At 44.3% G+C, this 21,402-nt stretch carries 29 protein-coding genes; 18 read left to right on the forward strand and 11 right to left on the reverse strand.

Annotated features, from left to right (window positions below):
- The first annotated feature begins 70 nt into the window (after window positions 1-70).
- From IEV98_RS17345 to IEV98_RS17355, 3 genes are read left to right on the forward strand one after another with little or no spacing between them, the layout of a single operon-like run.
- Window positions 71-628: a Crp/Fnr family transcriptional regulator gene (locus IEV98_RS17345; RefSeq protein ID WP_188507298.1), complete on the forward strand. Its 558-nt coding sequence runs from the start codon at window positions 71-73 to the stop codon at window positions 626-628.
- Window positions 629-679: 51 nt separating this feature from the next.
- Window positions 680-1,435, forward strand: coding sequence for an SCO family protein (locus tag IEV98_RS17350; RefSeq protein WP_229738815.1), 756 nt, complete (start codon window positions 680-682; stop codon window positions 1,433-1,435).
- Window positions 1,422-2,081 carry a GNAT family N-acetyltransferase gene (locus IEV98_RS17355; RefSeq protein WP_188507299.1) on the forward strand — a complete coding sequence of 220 codons (660 nt, stop codon included), beginning with the start codon at window positions 1,422-1,424 and terminating at the stop codon, window positions 2,079-2,081. Before IEV98_RS17350 ends, IEV98_RS17355 begins: the two co-directional genes overlap by 14 nt.
- A 187-nt stretch (window positions 2,082-2,268) precedes the next feature.
- Here the strand turns inward: IEV98_RS17355 and IEV98_RS17360 are convergent, their stop codons facing one another.
- From IEV98_RS17360 to IEV98_RS17370, 3 genes are all read right to left on the reverse strand, one after another.
- Complete coding sequence (locus IEV98_RS17360) at window positions 2,269-2,772, reverse strand: hypothetical protein (RefSeq protein WP_188507300.1); 504 nt, start codon at window positions 2,770-2,772, stop codon at window positions 2,269-2,271.
- 93 nt (window positions 2,773-2,865) lie between these two features.
- Window positions 2,866-4,014 (reverse strand): hypothetical protein, encoded by a 1,149-nt coding sequence (locus IEV98_RS17365; protein WP_188507301.1) that lies wholly within the window; start codon window positions 4,012-4,014, stop codon window positions 2,866-2,868.
- Between the two features lie 2 nt (window positions 4,015-4,016).
- Window positions 4,017-4,601 (reverse strand): RNA polymerase sigma factor, encoded by a 585-nt coding sequence (locus IEV98_RS17370; protein WP_188507302.1) that lies wholly within the window; start codon window positions 4,599-4,601, stop codon window positions 4,017-4,019.
- Window positions 4,602-4,778: 177 nt separating this feature from the next.
- On the opposite strand from IEV98_RS17370, the gene IEV98_RS17375 reads away from it, so the two are divergent.
- Window positions 4,779-5,486 (forward strand): DUF4397 domain-containing protein, encoded by a 708-nt coding sequence (locus IEV98_RS17375; protein WP_188507303.1) that lies wholly within the window; start codon window positions 4,779-4,781, stop codon window positions 5,484-5,486.
- A 264-nt stretch (window positions 5,487-5,750) separates the two neighbouring features.
- Complete coding sequence (locus tag IEV98_RS17380; protein ID WP_188507304.1) at window positions 5,751-7,280, forward strand: CotH kinase family protein; 1,530 nt, start codon at window positions 5,751-5,753, stop codon at window positions 7,278-7,280.
- A gap of 143 nt (window positions 7,281-7,423) precedes the next feature.
- Here the strand turns inward: IEV98_RS17380 and IEV98_RS17385 are convergent, their stop codons facing one another.
- Both IEV98_RS17385 and IEV98_RS17390 read right to left on the reverse strand, forming a co-directional pair.
- The gene (locus tag IEV98_RS17385; protein ID WP_188507305.1) at window positions 7,424-8,026 is read right to left on the reverse strand and encodes a DUF6624 domain-containing protein; all 603 of its coding nucleotides are present in this window, start codon (window positions 8,024-8,026) and stop codon (window positions 7,424-7,426) included.
- 67 nt (window positions 8,027-8,093) lie between these two features.
- Entirely contained in the window at window positions 8,094-8,396 is a 303-nt protein-coding gene (locus IEV98_RS17390; protein WP_188507306.1) for a hypothetical protein, read from the reverse strand.
- Window positions 8,397-8,625: 229 nt separating this feature from the next.
- On the opposite strand from IEV98_RS17390, the gene IEV98_RS17395 reads away from it, so the two are divergent.
- Window positions 8,626-9,720 carry an isochorismatase family protein gene (locus tag IEV98_RS17395; RefSeq protein ID WP_188507307.1) on the forward strand — a complete coding sequence of 365 codons (1,095 nt, stop codon included), beginning with the start codon at window positions 8,626-8,628 and terminating at the stop codon, window positions 9,718-9,720.
- A 28-nt stretch (window positions 9,721-9,748) separates the two neighbouring features.
- Here the strand turns inward: IEV98_RS17395 and IEV98_RS17400 are convergent, their stop codons facing one another.
- Window positions 9,749-11,185, reverse strand: a complete 1,437-nt coding sequence (locus tag IEV98_RS17400) for an aminotransferase-like domain-containing protein (RefSeq protein WP_188507308.1) — start codon at window positions 11,183-11,185, stop codon at window positions 9,749-9,751.
- Window positions 11,186-11,267: 82 nt separating this feature from the next.
- On the opposite strand from IEV98_RS17400, the gene IEV98_RS17405 reads away from it, so the two are divergent.
- The 5 genes from IEV98_RS17405 (at window position 11,268) to IEV98_RS17425 (ending at window position 14,651) form a co-directional block, all read left to right on the forward strand.
- The gene (locus tag IEV98_RS17405) at window positions 11,268-12,212 is read left to right on the forward strand and encodes a ketopantoate reductase family protein (protein ID WP_188507309.1); all 945 of its coding nucleotides are present in this window, start codon (window positions 11,268-11,270) and stop codon (window positions 12,210-12,212) included.
- Window positions 12,213-12,248: 36 nt separating this feature from the next.
- A complete protein-coding gene (locus IEV98_RS17410; protein ID WP_188507310.1) occupies window positions 12,249-12,992 on the forward strand; it encodes an SDR family oxidoreductase in 744 nt (247 codons plus the stop codon).
- A 32-nt stretch (window positions 12,993-13,024) separates the two neighbouring features.
- Window positions 13,025-13,588 (forward strand): hypothetical protein, encoded by a 564-nt coding sequence (locus IEV98_RS17415; protein ID WP_188507311.1) that lies wholly within the window; start codon window positions 13,025-13,027, stop codon window positions 13,586-13,588.
- A gap of 280 nt (window positions 13,589-13,868) precedes the next feature.
- Window positions 13,869-14,264 (forward strand): VOC family protein, encoded by a 396-nt coding sequence (locus IEV98_RS17420; RefSeq protein WP_188507312.1) that lies wholly within the window; start codon window positions 13,869-13,871, stop codon window positions 14,262-14,264.
- A gap of 12 nt (window positions 14,265-14,276) precedes the next feature.
- On the forward strand, window positions 14,277-14,651 hold the full coding sequence (locus IEV98_RS17425; RefSeq protein WP_188507313.1) for an iron chaperone: 375 nt from the start codon (window positions 14,277-14,279) through the stop codon (window positions 14,649-14,651).
- On the opposite strand, the gene IEV98_RS17430 is transcribed toward IEV98_RS17425, so the two are convergent.
- Window positions 14,652-14,993: a type II toxin-antitoxin system RelE/ParE family toxin gene (locus tag IEV98_RS17430; RefSeq protein ID WP_188507314.1), complete on the reverse strand. Its 342-nt coding sequence runs from the start codon at window positions 14,991-14,993 to the stop codon at window positions 14,652-14,654.
- Complete coding sequence (locus IEV98_RS17435) at window positions 14,980-15,204, reverse strand: hypothetical protein (RefSeq protein ID WP_188507315.1); 225 nt, start codon at window positions 15,202-15,204, stop codon at window positions 14,980-14,982. Before IEV98_RS17435 ends, IEV98_RS17430 begins: the two co-directional genes overlap by 14 nt.
- 427 nt (window positions 15,205-15,631) lie before the next feature.
- Here IEV98_RS17435 and mph point away from each other — a divergent pair, with 427 nt between their 5' ends.
- Window positions 15,632-16,516, forward strand: a complete 885-nt coding sequence (gene mph, locus IEV98_RS17440; protein WP_188507316.1) for an Mph(E)/Mph(G) family macrolide 2'-phosphotransferase — start codon at window positions 15,632-15,634, stop codon at window positions 16,514-16,516.
- Between the two features lie 434 nt (window positions 16,517-16,950).
- On the opposite strand, the gene IEV98_RS17445 is transcribed toward mph, so the two are convergent.
- Together IEV98_RS17445 and IEV98_RS17450 are read right to left on the reverse strand one after the other, a co-directional pair.
- Window positions 16,951-17,409 (reverse strand): HAD domain-containing protein, encoded by a 459-nt coding sequence (locus tag IEV98_RS17445; RefSeq protein WP_229738816.1) that lies wholly within the window; start codon window positions 17,407-17,409, stop codon window positions 16,951-16,953.
- A 29-nt stretch (window positions 17,410-17,438) separates the two neighbouring features.
- Window positions 17,439-17,708 (reverse strand): hypothetical protein, encoded by a 270-nt coding sequence (locus IEV98_RS17450; protein ID WP_188507318.1) that lies wholly within the window; start codon window positions 17,706-17,708, stop codon window positions 17,439-17,441.
- A 461-nt stretch (window positions 17,709-18,169) separates the two neighbouring features.
- Here IEV98_RS17450 and IEV98_RS17455 point away from each other — a divergent pair, with 461 nt between their 5' ends.
- The 5 genes from IEV98_RS17455 (at window position 18,170) to IEV98_RS17475 (ending at window position 20,529) form a co-directional block, all read left to right on the forward strand.
- The gene (locus tag IEV98_RS17455) at window positions 18,170-18,364 is read left to right on the forward strand and encodes a hypothetical protein (RefSeq protein WP_188507319.1); all 195 of its coding nucleotides are present in this window, start codon (window positions 18,170-18,172) and stop codon (window positions 18,362-18,364) included.
- A 174-nt stretch (window positions 18,365-18,538) separates the two neighbouring features.
- Entirely contained in the window at window positions 18,539-19,459 is a 921-nt protein-coding gene (locus IEV98_RS17460; protein ID WP_188507320.1) for a DUF2167 domain-containing protein, read from the forward strand.
- Window positions 19,460-19,505: 46 nt separating this feature from the next.
- The gene (locus tag IEV98_RS17465) at window positions 19,506-19,724 is read left to right on the forward strand and encodes a type IX secretion system membrane protein PorP/SprF (protein WP_188507321.1); all 219 of its coding nucleotides are present in this window, start codon (window positions 19,506-19,508) and stop codon (window positions 19,722-19,724) included.
- Between the two features lie 114 nt (window positions 19,725-19,838).
- Window positions 19,839-20,351 carry an ATPase gene (locus IEV98_RS17470; protein ID WP_229738817.1) on the forward strand — a complete coding sequence of 171 codons (513 nt, stop codon included), beginning with the start codon at window positions 19,839-19,841 and terminating at the stop codon, window positions 20,349-20,351.
- Window positions 20,338-20,529: a DUF8506 family protein gene (locus IEV98_RS17475; protein ID WP_188507323.1), complete on the forward strand. Its 192-nt coding sequence runs from the start codon at window positions 20,338-20,340 to the stop codon at window positions 20,527-20,529. The genes IEV98_RS17470 and IEV98_RS17475 overlap by 14 nt, the downstream gene beginning before the upstream one ends.
- A 144-nt stretch (window positions 20,530-20,673) precedes the next feature.
- On the opposite strand, the gene IEV98_RS24605 is transcribed toward IEV98_RS17475, so the two are convergent.
- A complete protein-coding gene (locus tag IEV98_RS24605; protein ID WP_262892489.1) occupies window positions 20,674-20,808 on the reverse strand; it encodes a hypothetical protein in 135 nt (44 codons plus the stop codon).
- Between the two features lie 133 nt (window positions 20,809-20,941).
- Between IEV98_RS24605 and IEV98_RS17480 the strand changes: the two genes are divergently transcribed.
- Window positions 20,942-21,193, forward strand: coding sequence for a hypothetical protein (locus tag IEV98_RS17480; RefSeq protein WP_188507324.1), 252 nt, complete (start codon window positions 20,942-20,944; stop codon window positions 21,191-21,193).
- Window positions 21,194-21,402 lie beyond the last annotated feature (209 nt).

Raw genomic sequence — 21,402 nt, forward strand, 5'->3', positions numbered from 1 at the left:
TCAAATTGTGCCTTAATTTCGTTAAATATAACATGCTGGGTTTTCTTTGTACTATTAATACAAAAATAACATGAAGCTCCATGAATTTCTAAAGGTAAAAACAGCCTTGAATGACGATTTATTGAGTGATTTAGTTTCCAAATTTAAAAAGAAGCATCTTAAAACCGGAAGGTTCTTATTGCGTAAGGGACAAATTGCGGATAGCTATTGGTTTCTAGAAGATGGATTTTGCCGCAGTTATTATGTGAAAAATGATGTAGAGCATACGGTTTGGATAGAGGCTCCCGGCGAATTGGTCTGTGAGATAAAGAGCTTACGTCTGCAAATCCCAACGGAGTACTCCATTCAAGCAATGGAACCCATTACCTATTATACCATAAAATCAGAAGTATTAGAACAGTTAGTGTCTGAGAGCGCTGAATTACAGGCATTCATGGTACGTCTTTGGGAAACCAGATTTATCATTGCCATGGATGGTCTGCGGGCATTTCAAACCATGGGCGCCAAGGAAAGATACGGTTATTTGTTAAAAAATTTTCCGAATATGGAAAAGCTTACTTTATATCAACTTGCCAATATTTTAGGCATAACCCAATCGTCACTAAGCCGAATAAGACGGTTAAAATGAGACAATAAATCAATCCGAAATTTCAAAAGGTTTAAGAATGTTTTTTGCCAAATGTCAAATTCAGAAGTATCATTTCTGCTGATATTTGATGCCATATTTATACCGGCTAAGATCGGTTTCCGTATCAAATTTTATTTTTTTCATATGATGAATTTATTTTTCAATAGACAACGTGTTTTGCTAATCCTGGTACTAGCTTTCGCAAGCTGTTCAACAGAAACAGATAAGAAGCTTCCAATAATTGGCTTGCATGACATTGAGCAGCATGAAGTACACGGAAAAAAAATTGTGGATACTAGTTACCACAAGATTCCCGACTTTTCTTTCATAAACCAAGACAGCAGTATTGTAACTAACGAAACGTTCGATGACAAGGTTTACATCGCCAACTTTTTCTTCACGAACTGTCCGAGTATCTGTCCAACAATGCAGCGAAGTCTTTTAAGAATTTACGAAAAATACAGCGAAAATAAAAGGGTCGCATTGCTATCACATAGTATAGACTTCAAACACGATTCACCGAGCGTATTAAAGTCCTACGCTCAGAAATTAGGCGTTAAAGATAATCGCTGGCAATTTGTCACGGGGAGCAAAAAAGACATCTATGGTATAGCCGAGAAATACCTGGTATATGCCAGCGAAGACGCATCGGCTCCAGGGGGATATGACCATCAAAGCTATCTGGTTTTAGTTGATCAGAATAAATATATCCGTGGATTTTATGATGGCACCAACGATGAGCAAGTCTTACAATTATTAAAAGATATTGAGACCTTAATGAAGGAAAATAAACATGGTACTAACTGATATAACTATAGAACGACTGGCAACATCAGATATCTATCGAGTTTCTGTTCTGCTTGCTGAGAGCATGTGTACCAATCCCAATCACATATCGATTTTCGGCGATCCCAGCTCAGCACGTGTGGAAAAACAAAGAAAAATGTTTGAAATGGTGCTTAGTGATCCAAAAAACATAAGTTTTGTAGCCAAAGTTAATGACGAAGTCTTAGGGAGTATGACCTACACGACTTCTGATTATTGCCAGCTTTCGAAATATGAAATCTTCAAATCATTGCCGAAGTATATAAAAATGTTTGGTCGTAGTTTAGCGCCGGTTTTGAAGTGGCGGAAGAAATGGGCCAATCACGATTTAGCCAGTCCCCATGTTCATTTTGGACCACTGGCCGTTCAGAAATCGTATCAAGGTAAAGGCGTTGGTAAACTTCTCTTATCGGAATTTTGCCAGTATTTAGACGAAACAATTCAAGTAGGATATTTAGAAACAGACAAGAAAGCAAATGTGTCTCTTTATGAGTATTTTGGCTTTAAAGTTATAGCGACTGATGAACTTTTTGGAGCAAGAAACTGGTTTTTAGTACGGGAAGTAAAGAAAAATCGAGCGAAAAATGATAAAGAAAGCCAAACTGCTGATAACAATTATATTTTTTAAAGTGCTTTGCCCCAACACGGTTAAGGTATAAGTCAACGTTGAAGATCAAATCTTGTCTGCTCAATTTAATAACAGGAACTCGGTCGATCTTCACGAGTTCCTGAATTAAATATCGGGTGCAAAGGCAGCGAGTCAAATTTTCGTTATGCCACAAAGTATCCAGCAAATGTCCGGCAGCGTCTTTATGCTATTTGCTTTCGGTTGCAGTCGTCCCATCAGGGTTCAACGTAACGGTTTGTATCTTTGACCCGTTTACCACATTAAAATGATAGTCGTTTACATTGTTCCGCTCGCCTATTATTTTTTGAAGATTCACGACTGCTGTTATTTCCTTCTCGCGGTCAAAGCTTTCATCTTCACCGTTGTAAAGCATAATCAGTCGGATTCCCATCGGAAATGATTCCTGCACGCGGCCATCCCAAATGAACTGAAATGACTCCCCATCACCGCCACCTTTCACCATCACTTCCAATACATCATTTTTCCGGGTCACTTCCAGAATCTCAAAGGTGTTTTTCGAGTTCCGGTCGGAGAGGGTATTGCGGAAAAGTGTGTTGTCCATCAATAGATTCGCCTCCAAGCGGTAGGGATTATCGCTTTTTGGCCCGTTATCCTCTTTGGTACAAGCTAAAAAAAGAGTAGACAGCGCGATCATTAACCCAGGCAATGTCAATAGAAGTTGATTTTTCATGTTTTAAAAATTTTTGTTTTCTTAGTATCGGTTCTTCAATGCATAAAACACTTCATAATCTGTATTCGCTACATCAAAAGTGAAAAAGAATGCCTAAAACAATACTTTTACCTTGATGCCCGAATTCAGGAGGTTTACGTCGCCGCGCTGCAGTCCTCCCATCGGTATTTTAATGAACGGTTCAAAAAGCAGGTCTGTGTTTTTATTGAAGCGTTGCTTTCTGCCGATAGAAAGGTTCAGGTATCTCAAATTGCTCCGGCCCTCAAAATCAGTATCTGTGCTTCTCTCGCTGTATTCATTTTTAACCACTTCAAAAACAGATATCGAAGCACCGCTTTCCGGGTCCATCATCACGTTCTCCTGCAATACTTCCGACTCCATGCGGTAAAATTTGTCTTCATCCAATACCGCAAGGGCTGAGACCCCTACCGAGGCATACCAGCCATCGGTTGGTTCATAAACGATGCTGAGTGGTATGTCGATCGCCTTGATCAGTGATTTCGTGCCCACCATCTTTGTGTCGTACGATAGCTGTACCGGATCAGTATCGTGAATCGCTGATATGCGCGAGTAAGTCAATCCCGTAGAAAGTTTGATTTTCTGCGCAACCTCAAACTGTGCTAATATCCCAGCAGCAACATTAGGTCTATTAGTGGTGAGCGACGAGTTGACCTCAAGGCCGAATTTCCATCTGCCGGATGCAGGTGTATATCCGCCTTGCGACTCTAGGGTTGCAATTGGCTCCTTTTGCCAGCTGGGATAGGTCGCTTTGTCTTCCATTATTGTCGACGAAATAGGAGGGGGCACCGTTTCGCTGGCGTTTGGTTCAATAACAACGTGATCACGTAATCGAGGTTCTGTCAAAGAAGCGATCTTCGGAGTTAGCCCGATTGGATGGCCCGCAGAAGGAGGGGCGACTAAGGTATCACGATTGTTCAATAGTTGCAGGGTGATTTCCTTCTCCTTTGTATCGGCTCCTGCCTGTTCGAATATCCGGTCCTGCTTCATCCCAACTTTTTCGGTATCGTTCCATGGCATGTTTACGAGGGCGCCAATTAACGCTGCGGCCGAAATATATTTCAAACGGATTATCAATGTTTTCCGCCGCGTACGATGGCCTTCGGGAGTTCTTTCCTCATATAATTTCTTGAACTTCTCCCAGTTTCCGTCTTCATACGGTATTTCAAAATCATAAAGTCCATCTCTGATTTCGTTTATCAGCTTTCTTTCTTCGCTATCCATAACTATACCATTAAAGTCCGGTACAACATCTTCAGTTTCTCCTTAGCCCTGGCCAGATATACTCGGCTTGAGCTTGCTGATATCCCCATCAACTCGGCAATTTCGTCGTGATTGAAGCCTTCAATTTCATACAATGTGAATACCTTCCTGTAATTCGGGCTCAGATTGTTAATGAGGTCCCATACGTTTTCGATGTGCAGGTTGTCTTGCAGTACGACAGGGAAGCGCCAGTCGTGTTCGTCGGTTAGCGACTCGCGCAACGCGCCGTTTTTATGCTTACGTAGTTCATTAAGCGCGGTCCGCGCTGTAATTTTTGCCATCCATCCCTTCAGCAGTTTATTGAAATTCTCCATATCGGCGCACTCAAACGCAGCAAGGTTTGAAAAAATCTTCATAAAACTGTCGTTTACGACCATGCCTGCCGTATCCCGGTCGGAAACGTACCTCAACGCAACTCCCATCAGGTATCCCCAATAATGTTTATATATACGTTCTTTCAGTTTGTCTCCGATGTTTTGCCAATCCTTCGACAGAACTTCGACCAAGTCATTATCAGTGCCCAATATTTTCCGACGATTAGCTTTCAATCTTGCAGGCTATACAAATTTGTTTTATCGGCAGAAACACAGGTTTTTGCATAAACGCTACAGTTCACGGCTGATAAGGCAGCATTATTTTTTAATTGATTTGATCGTGTAGCGTTATCAATCGGTTCTGTGTTTGGGTTTGGAAATTGAAATTTTATTCACAAAAATCAAATGACGATGAACATCAAATTACGGAAAACCCCAAAACTATTGCTTTTTGCCTCAGCGGCGTTATTGGCGTTGACAGTTAGTTGCGAAAAGGATGACAACGACACGCCCAACCCTCCCACCGGGTCCGGAAAGGTTGCCCTGCTAAATGCAGCCTTCGGAAGCGATTCAGTAAACTTTTTTGTTGGTACCAAGAAGGCCACCAGCAAGCTGCTCGGCTATGGAGATAGTTTAAAGTATCTCGATGTCGCAGCCGGTGAACCCACATTCGAGCTTAAAGGGAAGGACGACAAATCCATTGTCAAAAAATCATTCAAGACGGAGAAAGATAAAAGCTACTCTATACTTGCCAGCAATTCGAAAGACGGCAAAACGTTTGAGCTTATCCAAGTAACCGACGATCTGACGGCACCCAAGACCGACAAGGCAAAAATCAGGTTCATTCACCTTTCACCGGATGCCGGCAAACTGAATTTAGCAAATGGCAATACCAAACTGGCCGAGAATGTCACCTACAAAAGTGCCAGTGCCTATAAGGAGGTCGATGCGAAGAAGACCTCGTTCAATATTGTAGATCCGGAGGCAAAAAAGACCTTACTTACCGTAAAAGATCTTGAATTAGTTAAAGGCAAGATATATACCATTTGGGTAGCCGGATTGGAGGAAACTGGTGACGCAAAGAAAAAACTGAAGGCCCATATTTTTACCAATAACTAAGTATTATCAGCTTTATGGCCCTACGGAAGATCGAAAAGTATTGCTATCTTTGTACCATACAGACTTAGTAAAGCCTCTTTCTCTTGTAGGAACGTAGCTAAGTAGGAGATATTTGGGGTTCGAAAGAACCCCATTTTTATTTTATTGGCTGTTTACCCTTTTTACTAGAATTCCGGTTGTCAAAATCACCGATCGCATGGATGTTAAAGCAAAATTAAGGAATTATTTTGTAGCTTACCCGCAGACAATGAAATTGAACAATTCATGAAAAAAGAAATTTACGGGTGGCATTATGGATATCTGATTATATTTTTTGTCGCTACCTTAGCCTGTACAAAAGATCAGGCCCCTGGTGACCAGTCAACAAGCAATGATCTAACCAGCTTCGTCTTCAAAAAAGAAAAAAATCCTGATTTATGGAATAATATCGAGGCAGAAATAAATGGCGACACCATTTATGCCCACACCTTGGTAGGGACAGACCTTACCGCGCTGGTTCCCGAATTTGAACACAACGGCGTTGCGGTGGTTGTGGACGATGTTAAACAGCAGAGCGGCAATTCAGCACAGGATTTCTCGCAGTTGGTTGCCTACACCGTGGCGGCAGCGGACGGCAGTACGCGACGTTACATTGTCAAGTTTGCTGACACCGGTTTGCCAGCGATCTATCTTTTCACCGATGGCCAACCCATCGAGAGTAAAGAAATATATGTCGATGGAGCGATTAAGATCACTAAGGGGCTCGAAGGCAAGGTGCTATTCGAGGGAATCACGGAGATTAGGGGGCGCGGTAATTCCACGTGGGGAATGCCAAAAAAACCCTACCGGATCAAACTAGCTGATAAAGCCCCGTTGTTGGGCATGCCGGCAGATAAGAGTTGGGCACTAATGGCCAATTATGGCGACCAGTCATTGCTCCGAAACGAGGTGGCTTTCGAAGTAAGCCGGAGGTTAGCACTGGAATATACGCCCCGCCAGCAATTTGTCGAATTATTCCTCAATGGTGAATATATGGGAAATTATACCCTCACTGAGCATATCAAAGAAGGCGAAGACCGGGTTGCTATCGATGAAGATAATGGTGGATTTATCATCGAAGAAGACGGGTATGCAGCACAGGAGCCTTCCCATTTTTACACGCCCCGAGGTATGCCCGTCACGATAAAATTTCCTGATGAGGATGACATCACACCGGGTGAATTTCAATACATCAGCGATTATGTTTCCTCATTCGAACAGGCCCTGTTCTCCCCGGGCGATGGCGCCGAAGCGAATTATCAACAATATTTCGATCTGGCGAGCTTCGTTAATTACTATTTGATCAACGAAATTTGTGGAAACCCGGATATGCTGTGGAGCATGCGGATGTATAAAAAGAGCAGCCAGGATCCAAAGATATATGTTGGGCCGGTTTGGGACTTCGATCTGGGCTTTAACAACGACAAGCGCCTGGGGGATTCCCAGACGAAATTGATGCTCACCGACGCCCATGAACCAAGAGTTTGGATGAACCGGCTCATGGATGATCCGGAATTTAAGAAGCTGGCCCGTAATCGGTGGAATGCGGTAAAGGAGCAGGTACAGTCTATTCCAGCATATGTAGACGAGAAAGCCGAACAAATCAAATATAGCCAGCTACCCAATTTTCAACGATGGAATGTCCTTGGCGTCAACGTCAATCAAAGTTGGTTTACCGGTGGGACCCATCAAGACTATGTCAACTTTATCCGGAACTATTTGACTGCCCGGATTGCCTGGTTGGATGGCGTGATCAATGGCGAACGATTTGATTGATTTAATATTTCGATTTCTGCGCTGAAATGAGAGCTCCCTGCTCTAAGCAGCGCTTCATCGGTTCCATTGTTGATTCCACCAATGTTCGGCTCCATAAGCAAGATGAAATACAGTAAAGAACGTTGCTCATAAACTCCAACTAATCAAGCGCTAATCCACCCCACAGATTTCCGCCATTCATCCATTTCCAGGTTCCTTTTCTTCAAATCCGAGGGCGGGGATTCGTTCTCATTTCTCGCGCGGCGCGCCATAACCGCAGTCTGCTCCTCGAGGGAGTTAAGCCCGATGGAAGCCCGGCGCCGGTTAACCCGATCGAGGTCGTCGAAGCGATTAGGTCTCAATTCACCGCTTTCGTCCCAGTCAAACTGGGTACCATAAAGTTGCGGGCTCCCCTCGAGCACGGCGATCCGGTCTGTCAGGTAGGCTAGATTTTTAGGGTCGGCCTGTTTCTCTTGCACGGCTTGTTCCAGTAGCTTCAGGCATTTCCTCATCAAGTCTGGCTGCCCGATAGCATGCTGGATGACCAGCCAGGCGGCTTCGCTGGCTGCTGGTCCCACCTTACCGATGGTCGGATAACCGATGGTGTCGATGATGCCTTCCAACGTCTGCGCATGTTCGTTGTGGAGACGCTCCATCGCTTTGTGATAGCCTTCCGACAGCTGGCCACTTTGCGCAAGCGAGGACCGGAGTTCTAGGTCCGTCTTTTCCATGCAGATGATTTGCTGGGCAATACGATGGTAGTCCATTCCGTTATCGATAGGTTAAACCATGCAAAGATAGCGATTTACGGTTGGTCACAACTCATTTCCAATCTCACTCTTCCACCTCTTTCGCATCAAACCGATACTGCTTGCCATTGTAATGCACGTGTATATATAAGTCGGTATTATGATCATATAGCCGGGTGAAGTCGTCTAACCCACGAGAGGGATAAGGCAGCCGTTTGTTTATGAAATCCAAGTCCACCAAGTGATGGCACACCTCATCCAAAACACCATCCAATTGCAGGTTCTTTTTGATGGTAGGGTGGATTTTTCCCATATGTTTGGCATACAACTCCGCTCGCAGTGCTTGCAGGTCTACGACTTCCGTTTTTCGTTTTCTTCCTCGTTTCATGGATGCAAATTAACTAAAAATATTAGTAATACAAATGCTCTTTATGAAGGTTTCCGGTTCCCGTAATGTTCCGCCGTTTCCGCTCGCTGCCTTGGTACCGCCAATAGCGAGTTCTGCTACTGGCGTCTCGGCGCGCTGACGATTTATATTTGATAAAAACTAAACTGCTCCTATTGAAAAATTAAAATTTGCATCTGTTATCGTAAATTAGATTTTATGATTTTTGTGTATGACGAATAACAACTTAGAGCAGGATAAATCTGCACTGATCATTATAGATATGCAGTACGATTTCGCAAATGCTAAAGGCCAAGCTTATGTCAATGGCACGGAAGAAATAATTCCCCACCTCGCTTCTCTAATAAATATATTCAGGAAACACGAAAAACCTGTGTTCCATATCATACGCCTGTATCAACCAGACGGAAGTAATGCCGAACTATGCCGTAGAGCGCTTATTTCGTCCGGTAAACAGATCGTTGCTCCACATAGTCCGGGTGCAGAAATAATCGGTGAATTATTGCCTGAAACTGGCAACCCGCCTTCTCATGACGAGCTTCTTCACGGAAATATCATCCGGTGTGGAGATAATGACTACATCTTGTACAAACCAAGGTGGGGCGCATTTTATAACACGACATTACATGATGTGCTGCAATCAAAGGAAATAAATTCGCTTTTAGTTGCCGGGTGCAATTTCCCGAATTGCCCACGCACAACCATGTACGAAGCCAGTGAACGGGATTACAAGATTGCAATGATTCCATCGGCAATATCGGGTATCTACGATAGAGGCTTGCAAGAAATGCGGAATATCGGTATCCATATCTTTGACGATCTTGCCCTCGTAGATTTCTTTTTAAAAAGCGGAATAATAATCACCGAATACCACCCGTCCTATAAAGACGCTTTCAAAGCGTTGAATATGGCGTGGCTGAACCAGTATTTTGATATAGAACCGGTTGACGAATACGTATTATCCAATCCGGAAGAAGCTATACTCAAAAACGGTGGTAAAATCCTGTTTGCCATAAAAGACGGTCAACCTATCGGTACGGCTGCATTGAAGAAAATGGATGACGGTCGGTTGGAACTGACCAAGATGACCGTACATGAACATTACCGGGGGCGTGGTATCGGCAGCATGCTATGCCGCCAGGCGATATCCGTATCTAAACAGCTTGGTGTGAAAGAGCTTGTATTGTTTTCGCACACCCGCTTGCCGGATGCCCTGCATATATATCGGAATATAGGATTCAACGACACAGAAGTAGACAAGACAAAATACAAAAGAGCGGATGTCATGATGACGTTCACCTTTTAAAAGAGAAATTCAAAATTGGATATCGTTTTTATAACGCTTTACGGGCAAGGTCTCCTAGCAATTTAAGATCGCGATCCAATCGCTCATTCCATAACAAGCCGTAGTTTAATCGAAGGCAATTTTCGTATTGATTTTGCAACGTAAAAATTCTGCCCGGCGCAAAACTGATTTTATGCAGCAGGCATTGTTCATATAATGCGATGGTATCAATGTTTTTAGGCAATTCCACCCAAATAACAAACCCACCCTGCGGTCTGCTGGCCATGGTTCCGTCAGGGAAATAATCCGAAATGGCCCTGGCGAATTTGAGTAGATTGCCATGGAGCGTATGCCTTAGTTTGCGAAGATGGTTCTCATACCGACCTGTTTCGAGAAACCCGGCAATCACTTCCTGCGTGATTGAAGTTGATGAAATATTGTGGTAGCGCTTCATGCGCCGTACCTCATCTTTGAACTTTCCCGGAGCAACCCAGCCCACCCGATAGCCGGGGGCGAGCGTTTTGGATACCGAGCCGCACCACAGTACGAGGCCGCCTTCATCATAGGTCTTGCAGGATTTCGGGCGTTGTTGACCAAAATAAACGTCACCGTTGAGATCATTCTCAATAAGCGGAACGTTATATTTTTCGAGGAGACGCACCGCCTGTTTCTTGTTTTCGTCGGGCATGCAGCTGCCCAGCGGATTGCTGAAATTGCTGATAAAAAGACATACATTTATCTTGTTATTTCTTAGTGCATCTTCCAATGCGTTCAGGTCAACACCATGCTGAGGATCCGATGGTAGCTCCAATACTTTTAAACCTAATACCTGAGCGAGCTGTAACATGCCAAATGAAATAGGACTTTCCATTGCCACCGTATCTCCTTTATTCGTCAACGCCATCATACAATATGACAGCGCGTTCAGGCAACCACTCGTCGTGATGATTTCATCATGCTTTAAATTACACTCCATTGCAAAAGACCATCGGGCAATCTGACGGCGTAACCGCTCATTTCCCTCCGTTTTATCGTACATGACGCCGCTGCCGTTCATCTCCCTCGTGGCCAACATCAAGCCTTTGTTGAGTTTTGCTATGGGCAATAACGCATTTGTTGGAGTCCCCAGCGCAAGCGGTAGGTGACCATCTTCCCCCAGGCTATCATAAATCTTACGCACCAGCAAGTCACTGTCGGCATAATTCGCTTCCGATTCGGGGTTGGTGAGCTGGGGAAGCGCAGGAGTTTTCGTTTTTGAATACTGCACATAATATCCAGACTGAGGTCGGGTCTCAACCAGCATTTTACGCTCTAAATAATAATACGCACTTAATGCCGTATTCTGACTTACACCATATTCACGGCATATCGTCCGCAGCGATAGGAGCTTATCACCGGTACGCAACGTTCCGTTCAGGATTTGTTGCTCAATAATTTTGGCGATACGCATATAGGCGAATTCCGACTTGTTTTGTGTTTTCTTCATTTCTTATTCCTTACTGCTACCTACAAAAATAATAAAACTGCATCTGCTATCATGCAACTATATTGCCGAATTTTGTTGGGTGATGGACGATTACAGACATATATTTATCGTTGGTTCGGGCGCTATCGGTAAAGCGCTTGCTGTTTTTCTTTCTCAAGCGGGCAGAAAAGTTACAATGATAAGAGGAAGCGTAGACAACGGTAGTACAACAACCCGCCGATTCGCTGTCGAAATGGAAAACGGCGCTATACGCGCGGCCGATGTGGAGGTTAGAACGATGAGTTCCCTTGCCGAGGTTAACGGTATCGTCGTTCTCGCAACCAAATCTTTCGGGAATGAGAAGCTGGCTCGTGCAATCAAATCAAAAATAGGCGACTCACCCATTGTACTCCTACAAAATGGCCTGGGTGTTGAGCAACCGTTTTTGGAGCATGGATACCAGCACGTGTACCGCTGTGTGCTCTTTGTAACAAGTCAGTCGATTGATGAAGTTTTGGTGCGGTTTAAACCGGTGGCAGCCTGCCCTGTGGGGATAGCACGCGGCGATAAAGCGCAACTCGATACGATCGTCGCCCATCTGAATACCCCTGATTTCGGATTTAAGCGTGAAGTACACATCCAGCCTATCATTTGGAAAAAAGCGATCATCAATTGCGTGTTCAATTCGGTTTGCCCGTTATTGGAAACTGATAATGGCATCTTCCACAGAAATCCTGATGCGTTGAAAATTGCCCGTAGCGTCATTGCCGAATGCGCAACTATTGCCCATGCAAAAGGGATAGCCATTCAGCCTGATGACGTAGAGCGTAGCCTGATTCAGATAAGCCGGTTGTCCGACGGACAAGCCATATCGACCTTACAAGATATACGGCGTAATAAAAGAACCGAAATAGAAACGTTAAACGCCGAAATAGTAAGGATAGCGGAGCAGATAAACAGGCCGGAAGCCGTTCGGGAAACAAGACTATTAGGTGAACTTACCAAAATCAAATCTGAGCTCGCGCTAAATTTGGTGTCCGCAAGTTAAATATTGATATAATTTAATAACCATAAAGTACTTGTAATGAAAACAATATTAATCACAGGCGCCAGCCGAGGAATAGGGGCCGCTACGGCACTCCTTGCCGCGAGAAACGGTTATGCAGTAGCGGTAAATTATAAAAAGAACAAAGCAGCTGCCGACGATGTAGTTAGCCGGATTGTATCGCAAGGAGGAAAAGCCGTCGCCATGCAAGCAGATGTTTCCAGGCAAGATGAGATTGCTCGTTTATTTTCTGAAGTAGATAGGCATTTTGGAAAGCTCCATTGCCTCATCAACAACGCCGGAATACTCGAACATCAAAAGAAATTTGTCGATTTAGATTATGAAAGAATGCAACGGATGTTTAACGCCAATGTAATGGGCCCGCTGCTATGCTGCCAAGAAGCCATTAAGCGGATGTCGCCAACCTATGGCGGTGAAGGCGGAACCATTGTCAATGTTTCCTCCATTGCTTCCCGGACAGGGGCACCATTTGAATACACCGATTATGCGGCTACAAAAGGAGCGTTAGATACCATAACGATCGGGTTATCGAAAGAATTGGCGGAAGAGGGGATCCGAGTAAATGCCGTTCGCCCCGCCTTCATCCATACCGACATCCACGCAGACGGCGGTGAGCCAGACCGGATTGATCGGATAAAGCATACTATTCCGCTTCAACGTGGCGGTTTGGCGGATGAGGTCGCAGAAGCGATTTTGTGGCTCGCATCGGATAAATCATCCTATTCGACAGGCATTTTTATTGATGTGACGGGTGGACGTTAACTTTCCCGAATCAAGAAGTAAATAAAAAAGATATGAAAAATAAAGTCATCAATATTCCAAAACCACTATGGAAGTTACATGGAAAGCAAGCTTACAAACAGGATTTAATCATGACTTACCTCATTGCCGTAATCGTAATGTTGGTAAATTTAAAAACAGGCAATGGGTTGGTCTTATGGAAAGTGATCGTTGTGGCTATTCTGTCAATAGATATTGGCGGCGGGGTAGTCAGTAATTTCACAAGAGGCACGATAAATTACTATCAGGAATCGAAGCTTTCCCCTCATCTTTTTGTATGGTTTCATTTATTACAAACATTTGCCCTAGCTCTTATTTACACGGATTCCTCTTTTCCGATTTCATTAACCATGATAACAGCTATGATTGGTGCAAGTGTCGCGATAGTATTCCATAAAACAGTTATGCAAAGGCAAATCAGTGTGTTTTTCTTTGCGTTAGTAGCGTTAATGTTAAGCCTCTTTCCCGAAATCCCTATCCCGGCCAATACGTTAACGTTGTTGATGTCATTCAAACTGCTGGTGGGATTTTCAAGTCACTACGGCAAGTACGCAACGACTTTAATCGAAAACACATGATTAATCTATAAGCCAATAGGCCTAAGAAAAACTTTTTCTCGTCTTCGGGCATTTGCTGCCTGCGGCTTCGGATGTGCAGGGTAGGGCCGCCGCTTATACCGCTGCCGAGCAAAAGGGTGCCACGGTGTAACGGTTGCTGCGTTTTTGTCCCATATACCCCACCAATTCGTCCTATTTACACGGCAAAAACGCCTTTGCAAAATAGTAGTTTTGGACAAGCAGTTTAGGGTGAGTCATCCGTACATCAGTATCGTAATACACGCAGATTAAATTAATCGTTATGAAACCGAAAATGATTTGGGCGAATTTAGCCGTAAGCGATTTGGAGCGGACCACGAGATTCTATACCAAATTGGGGTTCAAGTCCAACGGTGCCTCCAAAGAGCTGACCAGCTTTTTTGTCGGCAAGGCTGATTTTGTGATCCACTTTTTCTTGAAGAGCGTCCTTGCAACCAACCTCAAAATTGAAATAGCCAATGCACGAGAAGTAGCGGAGGTTGTATTCACATTTTCCGCTGAAAGTAAAACGCAGGTGGATAGCTGGGCACAGGAGGTTGAAGAGGCGGGCGGGCACATCGTTTCCAGGCCAGAGGAATTTGGAGAAGGATATTATGGTTTTCTCTTTGCCGACCCGGATGGCCACCGGTTCAACGTCTTTTACATGGAAGGTCTTTAAACATAATCTGCCATGTCTCCTTCGAAATCGAAAACAGTCGACGAATACATCCAGGCGGCGCCCGAACATGCTCGGAAAAAGCTGAACGAACTCCGATCCCTGTTGAAGTCGGTCGCCCCCAACGCGTCGGAAGGCCTGAAATGGGGTCAGCCGGTCTTGATGGAAAGGCGGATTCTTTTTTCGTATGCCGCTTTCAAAAACCACCTGACCTGGATGCCAACGGGTCCGGCAATAATCCCCTTTAGTGAAGAATTATCGACGTTCAAAACCGGTAAGGACACCATCCAGTTTCCCTATGACCGGCCGCTGCCTACAGAACTGATCAAAAAGATCGCTACGTTCCGATACCGGGATGTGATAGAAAACGACGCCCGGTGGATGTATTGACTACAAATCCAACGCCCTGATGATTTTTACAACATCCTCCTTCTTAATGGATGCTTCCTCAGATTTATCGAAGATGGTGATTAAGTAAATGTCGGTACCGTCTTCTGCTTCTTTGACCAGATAGGTAATCACCCTGAATCCACCGCTTTTTCCTGTGCCTTTCGACGCATCGGCTACCCGTACCTTATAAATGTTGGCGCCATAGCTGTTTCCCATCTGCGGGTTTTCGAGCAAATTACCTTCCAAGGCAGCGAGGCTTTCGCCAAGTGTCTTGTATTTTTTAAGCAGTCGTTTTGCTTTTTTGTAGAAATAAGGAGTTAGGTGTATTTTATTGTTTGTCATGTAGTAGGTCAGCCATGGTGTAGGATTTGGTTTTTCCCGCACGTATCTGCTTTACCTCGCTTAAACCTTGTTCTATTTCCTTCAACAGCACTTCTTTCTTGGAGTCTGATGATTCCCGTTTCACGGAAATCACCTCGCCGCCAAGTTCCTTCACAAACTCGGTGATGCGTGATTTAGCGTTTTGCGGAATTTTGATGGTTAATAGAGCCATAGCACAAAGTTATTGAATATTATCTTTATTGGCAAATGCAGTAGTGCCACTATGGAGTAACGACCGGAAACATATTTACCCAACGGAGGAATATTTCCGAACCGAAGGAAAGATAACGAGAACGGACTGTGTTATGTTTTCAGTTTTTTCGTATGTTTGCAGCCATGGAGTATTCAAAATATACAACACACATGGCCAAACCCTGGGTGGCCTAGTCTGGGCGTTACTTTAGCGCACTTTTTTTGTAGAGTCAATTTCCTAATTGCTCTTCCTCTTTTTATGTAGTCCAATACGAATAACTATTAAAATTTCATGGAAAATCAAAAATGACTGCAGACCACTTTGCGTTGTCGGGATGCATCTTCCGTTATTGGATTTTTGCAGTCGTATTCACTTAACGTAATCATTTACAACTAAGAATTTAAAAATGACAATTAAAGATATTCAAATACTTGCCGAAGCGCATGGATTGCTACTTACGGACGAAATGAGCTTCAACGAGATGGGCATTGATTTCAAGGTCGGTTTTGCCAAGGATCACGATGGCCAACAATGGTTGCTCCGGATTCCCCGACGGAACGATTTGGGCGATCAGATCGAAAAGGAAAAGCTTATCCTCAGTCTGGTGAAAAAGCACTTGTCCGTGCAGGTGCCGGATTGGAAAATAGCCACTTCAACACTGGTTGCTTATCCACTCCTAAAAGACAAGCCGGCGTTATCGTTTCATGAAAAAACTTACGAAGTGACCTGGAATATGGACGAGCACAGTCCGAATTACGGCCCATCGCTGGCCAAAGCGTTAGTTGAGCTGCACGGCATTCCAGCGGATGATGTGCTTGAAAAGGGGTTGAAAATCATGAAACCAGCCGATCTACGACCGGAGATTGCAGCGCGACTGCAATTGGTCAAATCGGAGTTGGGTATCAGCGAGGAGTTGGAAAATCGCTATCAGAAGTGGTTGGACAATGATGTGCTCTGGCCGGATTTCACCGCGTTCATCCACGGCGATTTGTATGCAGGCCACGTGATGGCCAATCCGGAAGGCGTCGTTTCAGGAATAATCGATTGGTCTACCGGACACGTTAGCGACCTTTCTCAGGACTTTTCGGGGCATATGACTGTATTTGGAGAAAAAGGGCTGAAGGAACTTATAAGCGAATACGAAAAGCAAGGAGGTAGGGTTTGGAACCGGTTGTATGAACAGGCCGTAGAACGTGCGGCAGCTGCACCGTTAGCCTATGGTTTTTTTGCCGTAGAAACGCAGGATGAAAACCATATTACTGCTGCAAAGAACCAACTAGGGGTCGGATAGCGACGGATAAGGGGTTGTTTCAAAGAGGCCGTTTCCTATGTTTGTTGTAAGCAAATGTAGGAGACGGCCTCTTTTAGGAACGGATTCGCACCGAAAAAGTCACATCAATTAGGGAATGAGTCATTTGAGGGGCGTGTTTCCAAAGCATTGCAACTAATCGTCATTTATGAAAATTATACAGCCCATGAAATTGGTGTCGTCGCTAAACTATTTAAAAGCGATCGTGATACATATCGTATGGGAGTTATAGCCGGTACATTGATGCTTTTGAAATGACGGATGTCGGTCGATCCATCGGGCGGTATGACTCATACAAGTCCAAGTAGTTACTGGGAAATGAGCTAACTTTAACTGTCAGCAATATGGAAATATATAAAAAAAGCCATCTGTTTTCCCAGATGGCCCCTTCTATTTATACATCTACTCGATATAAATTATGCCAATTCGTGGCTTTCTCTTTCAATTAGCCTCAACGCCTCCTCTGCCTGATACTCGGTCAATCCCACAGACCCGCTTGTTAGTAACAGCCTGTTTTTCAAAAACTGTGGCAATTCATTCAAAGACTTGTCGTCGTCTATTATGATGAAATTATCATGAAAAGGGTTTGTGTTAAACCACTTCACCAATTCATCTCTCCTGTTTAGCTGCAAAGTGTTCTCAGGGAGACGTTTGATGCTATTTACACTGATACCTCTCTTCTTAAAAATGCCTCGCCATTCCTTTGGCGTATACCTGGACTTGTGCGATGTGGTCAATACAATGCCTGCGCCCGTTGAAGAAATAATCTTCTGGAGGGCTTCAGTAGCCTTAGGACCAAACGCCGGAAAGCCGTCATCTAAGATTTCGGGTCTTCTCCAGGAGTTGGCAGGAACCATTACACCATCTATGTCCAAATACAACAACATTATGCAAATTTAAAGAATTATTTTGTCATTTCAATTATTTTTTCTATGGGCAGGTTATTGAACTTGGCATCTATCTGGTTTAGATACCTAATCTTATCCTCCGTATCCCACTCCTCCAATAGGAAATCCACTTCTCTCCAGCTATACTCCACAGATGCCGAAGTTTTAACACTCGGTACCGTACCTATCTCGATGCCTGCAAAAAGCGAACTTACATAACGATGATGGCCGTCAATCAACAGGTTATCGCACACCTTGATGTGTTCAAACAGTATACCATTCACCATCTTTTTATATATCCTGTTTATAATAGGAAGGCATAATTTATCATGGGTAGGGCTGTATTTGACTTGATTGCTTTTGAAAAATGCTGAAAGGTCCGCTTTTGTTATTTCTTTCATTATGATGGAATAGGTTGCTGTTTCGTTGGGGTATTTATCTTCTACTATTGTCGGGTTCGTAATAAATGATGCTAACAAATGTAGTAAACGCAGTGCTGACTTACAAATAATTTTTAATCCAAACCCACCAACCTTCCGGTTTCCCGTAATGTCCTCACCATTCCAGCGGTTACCTTTGGGTAATCAAAATTTGTAATTCTCAATCCGATGTTTTACCTTGCATGTTATAACTGCCATTATAAGCCAATAGGCCTAAGAAAAACAATTGATAAATCAATAATACCATATAATCAATAACCGAATTCACTAATCACTAACCGTTAATCAAGAAACCAACACCAACCATCATGCGTACGCGTATCCTTTACCTTTTTCTCGTCTTCGGGCTTTTGCTGCCCGCGGCTTCGGATGTGCAGGGTAGGACCGCCGCTTATACCGCCACCGAGCAGAAGGATGCCACGGTGTACATCACCAAACCGGGGAGAGTTACCACATCGGATCATACTTCTATTGCTATTTTTCCTACAGCTACCTTCGTATAACCAACGGAAAAACGTTCATGAGAAATATTACAACCCTTAATTTGGTGCATGCATTTGCAAAAATGAAGACCATGTTGTAATTTGCATTGCACTACGACCAGTGTAAGCCAATAGGCCTGATTAAAATAACGAAAAGAGAAAAATTAGCTATCATCACTAAAACCGTCAACCGTCATGCTTAAACGTATCCTTTACCTTTTCTTTACCTTTACCCTGCTATCTGTTAATACACACGCGCAGGAAGTAACCGAAGAAGATTACACCCATCAACTCGATTCAATAGAGCAGCTGTTCACCTATCGGCACGATACGGTTGAGCTGGCCAACGGAATCGGGAGAATTATCGTGCCGGATGGATTCAGATACCTCGATGCCGACCAATCGGAGAAAGTCCTGGTCGAGCTGTGGGGCAACCCCTGGTACGAAGGCATGACGCTCGGCATGATCCTTCCCGAAAATCAGGGTGTAATGAGCGACAGTGGCTACGTCTTCAACATCGAATATAATGAGATCGGTTATGTGAAAGATGGTGATGCCGGCGATATCGATTACGATGATTTGCTTAAGGACATGCAGGACGAAACAGCCGCTGGCAACAAACAGCGTACTGATGCGGGCTATGAGCCCATATCCATCATCGGCTGGGCTGCATCCCCTTTTTATGATAAGGACCGCAAGATCCTCCACTGGGCCAAGGAAGTCCAGTTCGGCGACAACCCGGAGCATACGCTCAATTACAACGTCAGAGTACTGGGCCGCAAAGGCGTGCTGGTGCTCAATGCCGTCGGCAGCATGTCCAGCTACGGGCAGGTGGAGCAGGATCTGGCCCATGTGCTCAATATTGTGCAGTTCAACGACGGGTATCGGTACGGCGACTTCAACCCATCGGTTGACGAGGTTGCCAGTTGGACCATTGGTGGTTTGGTAGCGGGCAAGGTATTGGCCAAGGCCGGTTTCTTTGCCGTTATATTGAAATTCTGGAAGTTCATAGCCATTGGGGTGGTTGCGTTGGTGCGTATTTTTTGGTCGAGGATCCGGGGCAAGAAAGCCAACGATGGGGGAGAAGGAACCGCTATTCCAGAGCAATTGACTTAATAGCGAAGGCGATATTATCACGCTGACCATATATCTCGAAACCTAAATGTACACAAGATCAACCTACATATTTCTTCTATTTCTTTGCACGGCATCCCTGGTGTGGGCACAGCAGCGTCCCCAGTATACCCAGTACATCTTCAATGGATTTTTGATGAATCCTGCCGTGGCGGGCATTGAGCGCTATGTCGATGTGAAGCTTCGGCTGCTCCAGCGATTCAGCGAAGACGTTGACTATCGGGTATTATCGGCAAGCCTCTTCTAAAAAAACCAAACTTGCAAAGTTGCTTTATATAGGGTAACTTGGGCCCTTATGCCGAATCTTTACATTATAGCCGGTTGCAATGGTGCTGGAAAAACCACAGCCAGTTATACGGTATTGCCAGAGATTTGGGATTGCAAAGAATTTGTAAATGCGGATAATATCGCCGTCGGACTTTCTCCATTCAATCCTGAAGGTGTGGCCCTTGAGGCAGGTCGTATTATGCTTACCCGCATCCATGAACTGCTCGAAGAAGGGGCAGACTTTGCATTTGAAACTACCTTGGCAACCAGAAGCTACGTTCCATTTATTAAGGCTGCCAAGGGAAAAGGATATCATGTAGCACTCGTATATTTTTGGCTTGATTCGCCCGAACAGGCCATAAAGCGGGTTGCCAACCGCGTATCAAACGGGGGGCATCATATTCCAGACAATACAGTGATTCGGAGATATTATCGTGGATTGCACAATTTGACGCACTTATATATTCCCCATTGTGATAAATGGTTTGTGTTGGATAATATGGATTTGACGCCAGAAATCATTGCCAAATGCGATGAATTTGGAAAAGCAATCATTAATGACGAAATTTGGTCAATAATACAAGGACAACACAATGGCATTAAATAACTCAACATCTTTTCCATCTGGGGCATCTTTTTCGGAGAAATTGCTTTATGGTGTTCAAAAGGCATTGCGTAAACTCGCCGAAGAAACCGCTGCTAAAGACGGTAGTCTCGTTGTGAAAATCAATGGTGAAATAAAAGATGTACCAGCCAAGGAGTTATTGAAAACGCTCCCTAAGTAAGATAAATGCAGTAAAAAAGCATATCGAAACCACCTATGCCTGAGATTGCTTTGCTTACAAAATAGGGATTATCGTGATAATAGCGCACGTGATCTGCTTTCCAGTCAGTGCATTAGACTTGTAGCATCCAACAGTCGTTTCATCTCAATCAATGCATCGGTATAACCGCCCGCCCGCTTTCCGGTTTCCCGTAGTGCCCTTCCGTTCCCGCTCGCTACCTTCGTACAGTCTACGGAAGAGCACCCATGAAAAGTCCACGTCGTGGATTGCCGCATACATTTGTAAAATTGAAAAGCAGGTTGTAATTCGCGCTTCACGACGACCGGTAAGCCAATAGGCCTAATTAAAACTACGGAAAGCAGAGAGAATGTTATTCAAAATATGTGCATCTTTGGGTGTAAAATTAATTGGCATGGGTGAATTGGAAGTACTGGAGAATGTTGGCACTGCAGCTGTAAGGCGCTTGAGAGATAGCAAACTATCTGCAGGTAAACCGTTTATGATTAACTCCGATGAATTGCCGTCTGGGCAAAGTTATTTGGAGTATCCGGATGGTACGGTTTGCATTGTTGAAGTGTCGGCTGATTCACGTTCATTTGTCATATTGGATACATTAGCTGCTCCTGTGGCCGATGCTGTTCGACTGCGTCACGGAATTGGTTAAACCTAATATAGCCCGATGCCAGACCTATATATCTTCGGGCTTTTGCTGCTTGCGGCTTCGGATGTGCAGGGTAGGGCAGCCGCTATACAATCACCGAGCAGAAGGATGCCACGGTGTACATTACCAAATCGTGGGAGAAGTACCAAAACGTAGCATGCCGGGTACTTAAACAAAAGTTAGATTAAAGCCACGAAGAAAGAAGCCGTCAA

This window comes from Parapedobacter pyrenivorans (genome assembly GCF_014636865.1).
Classification (GTDB): Bacteria; Bacteroidota; Bacteroidia; order Sphingobacteriales; family Sphingobacteriaceae; genus Parapedobacter; species Parapedobacter pyrenivorans.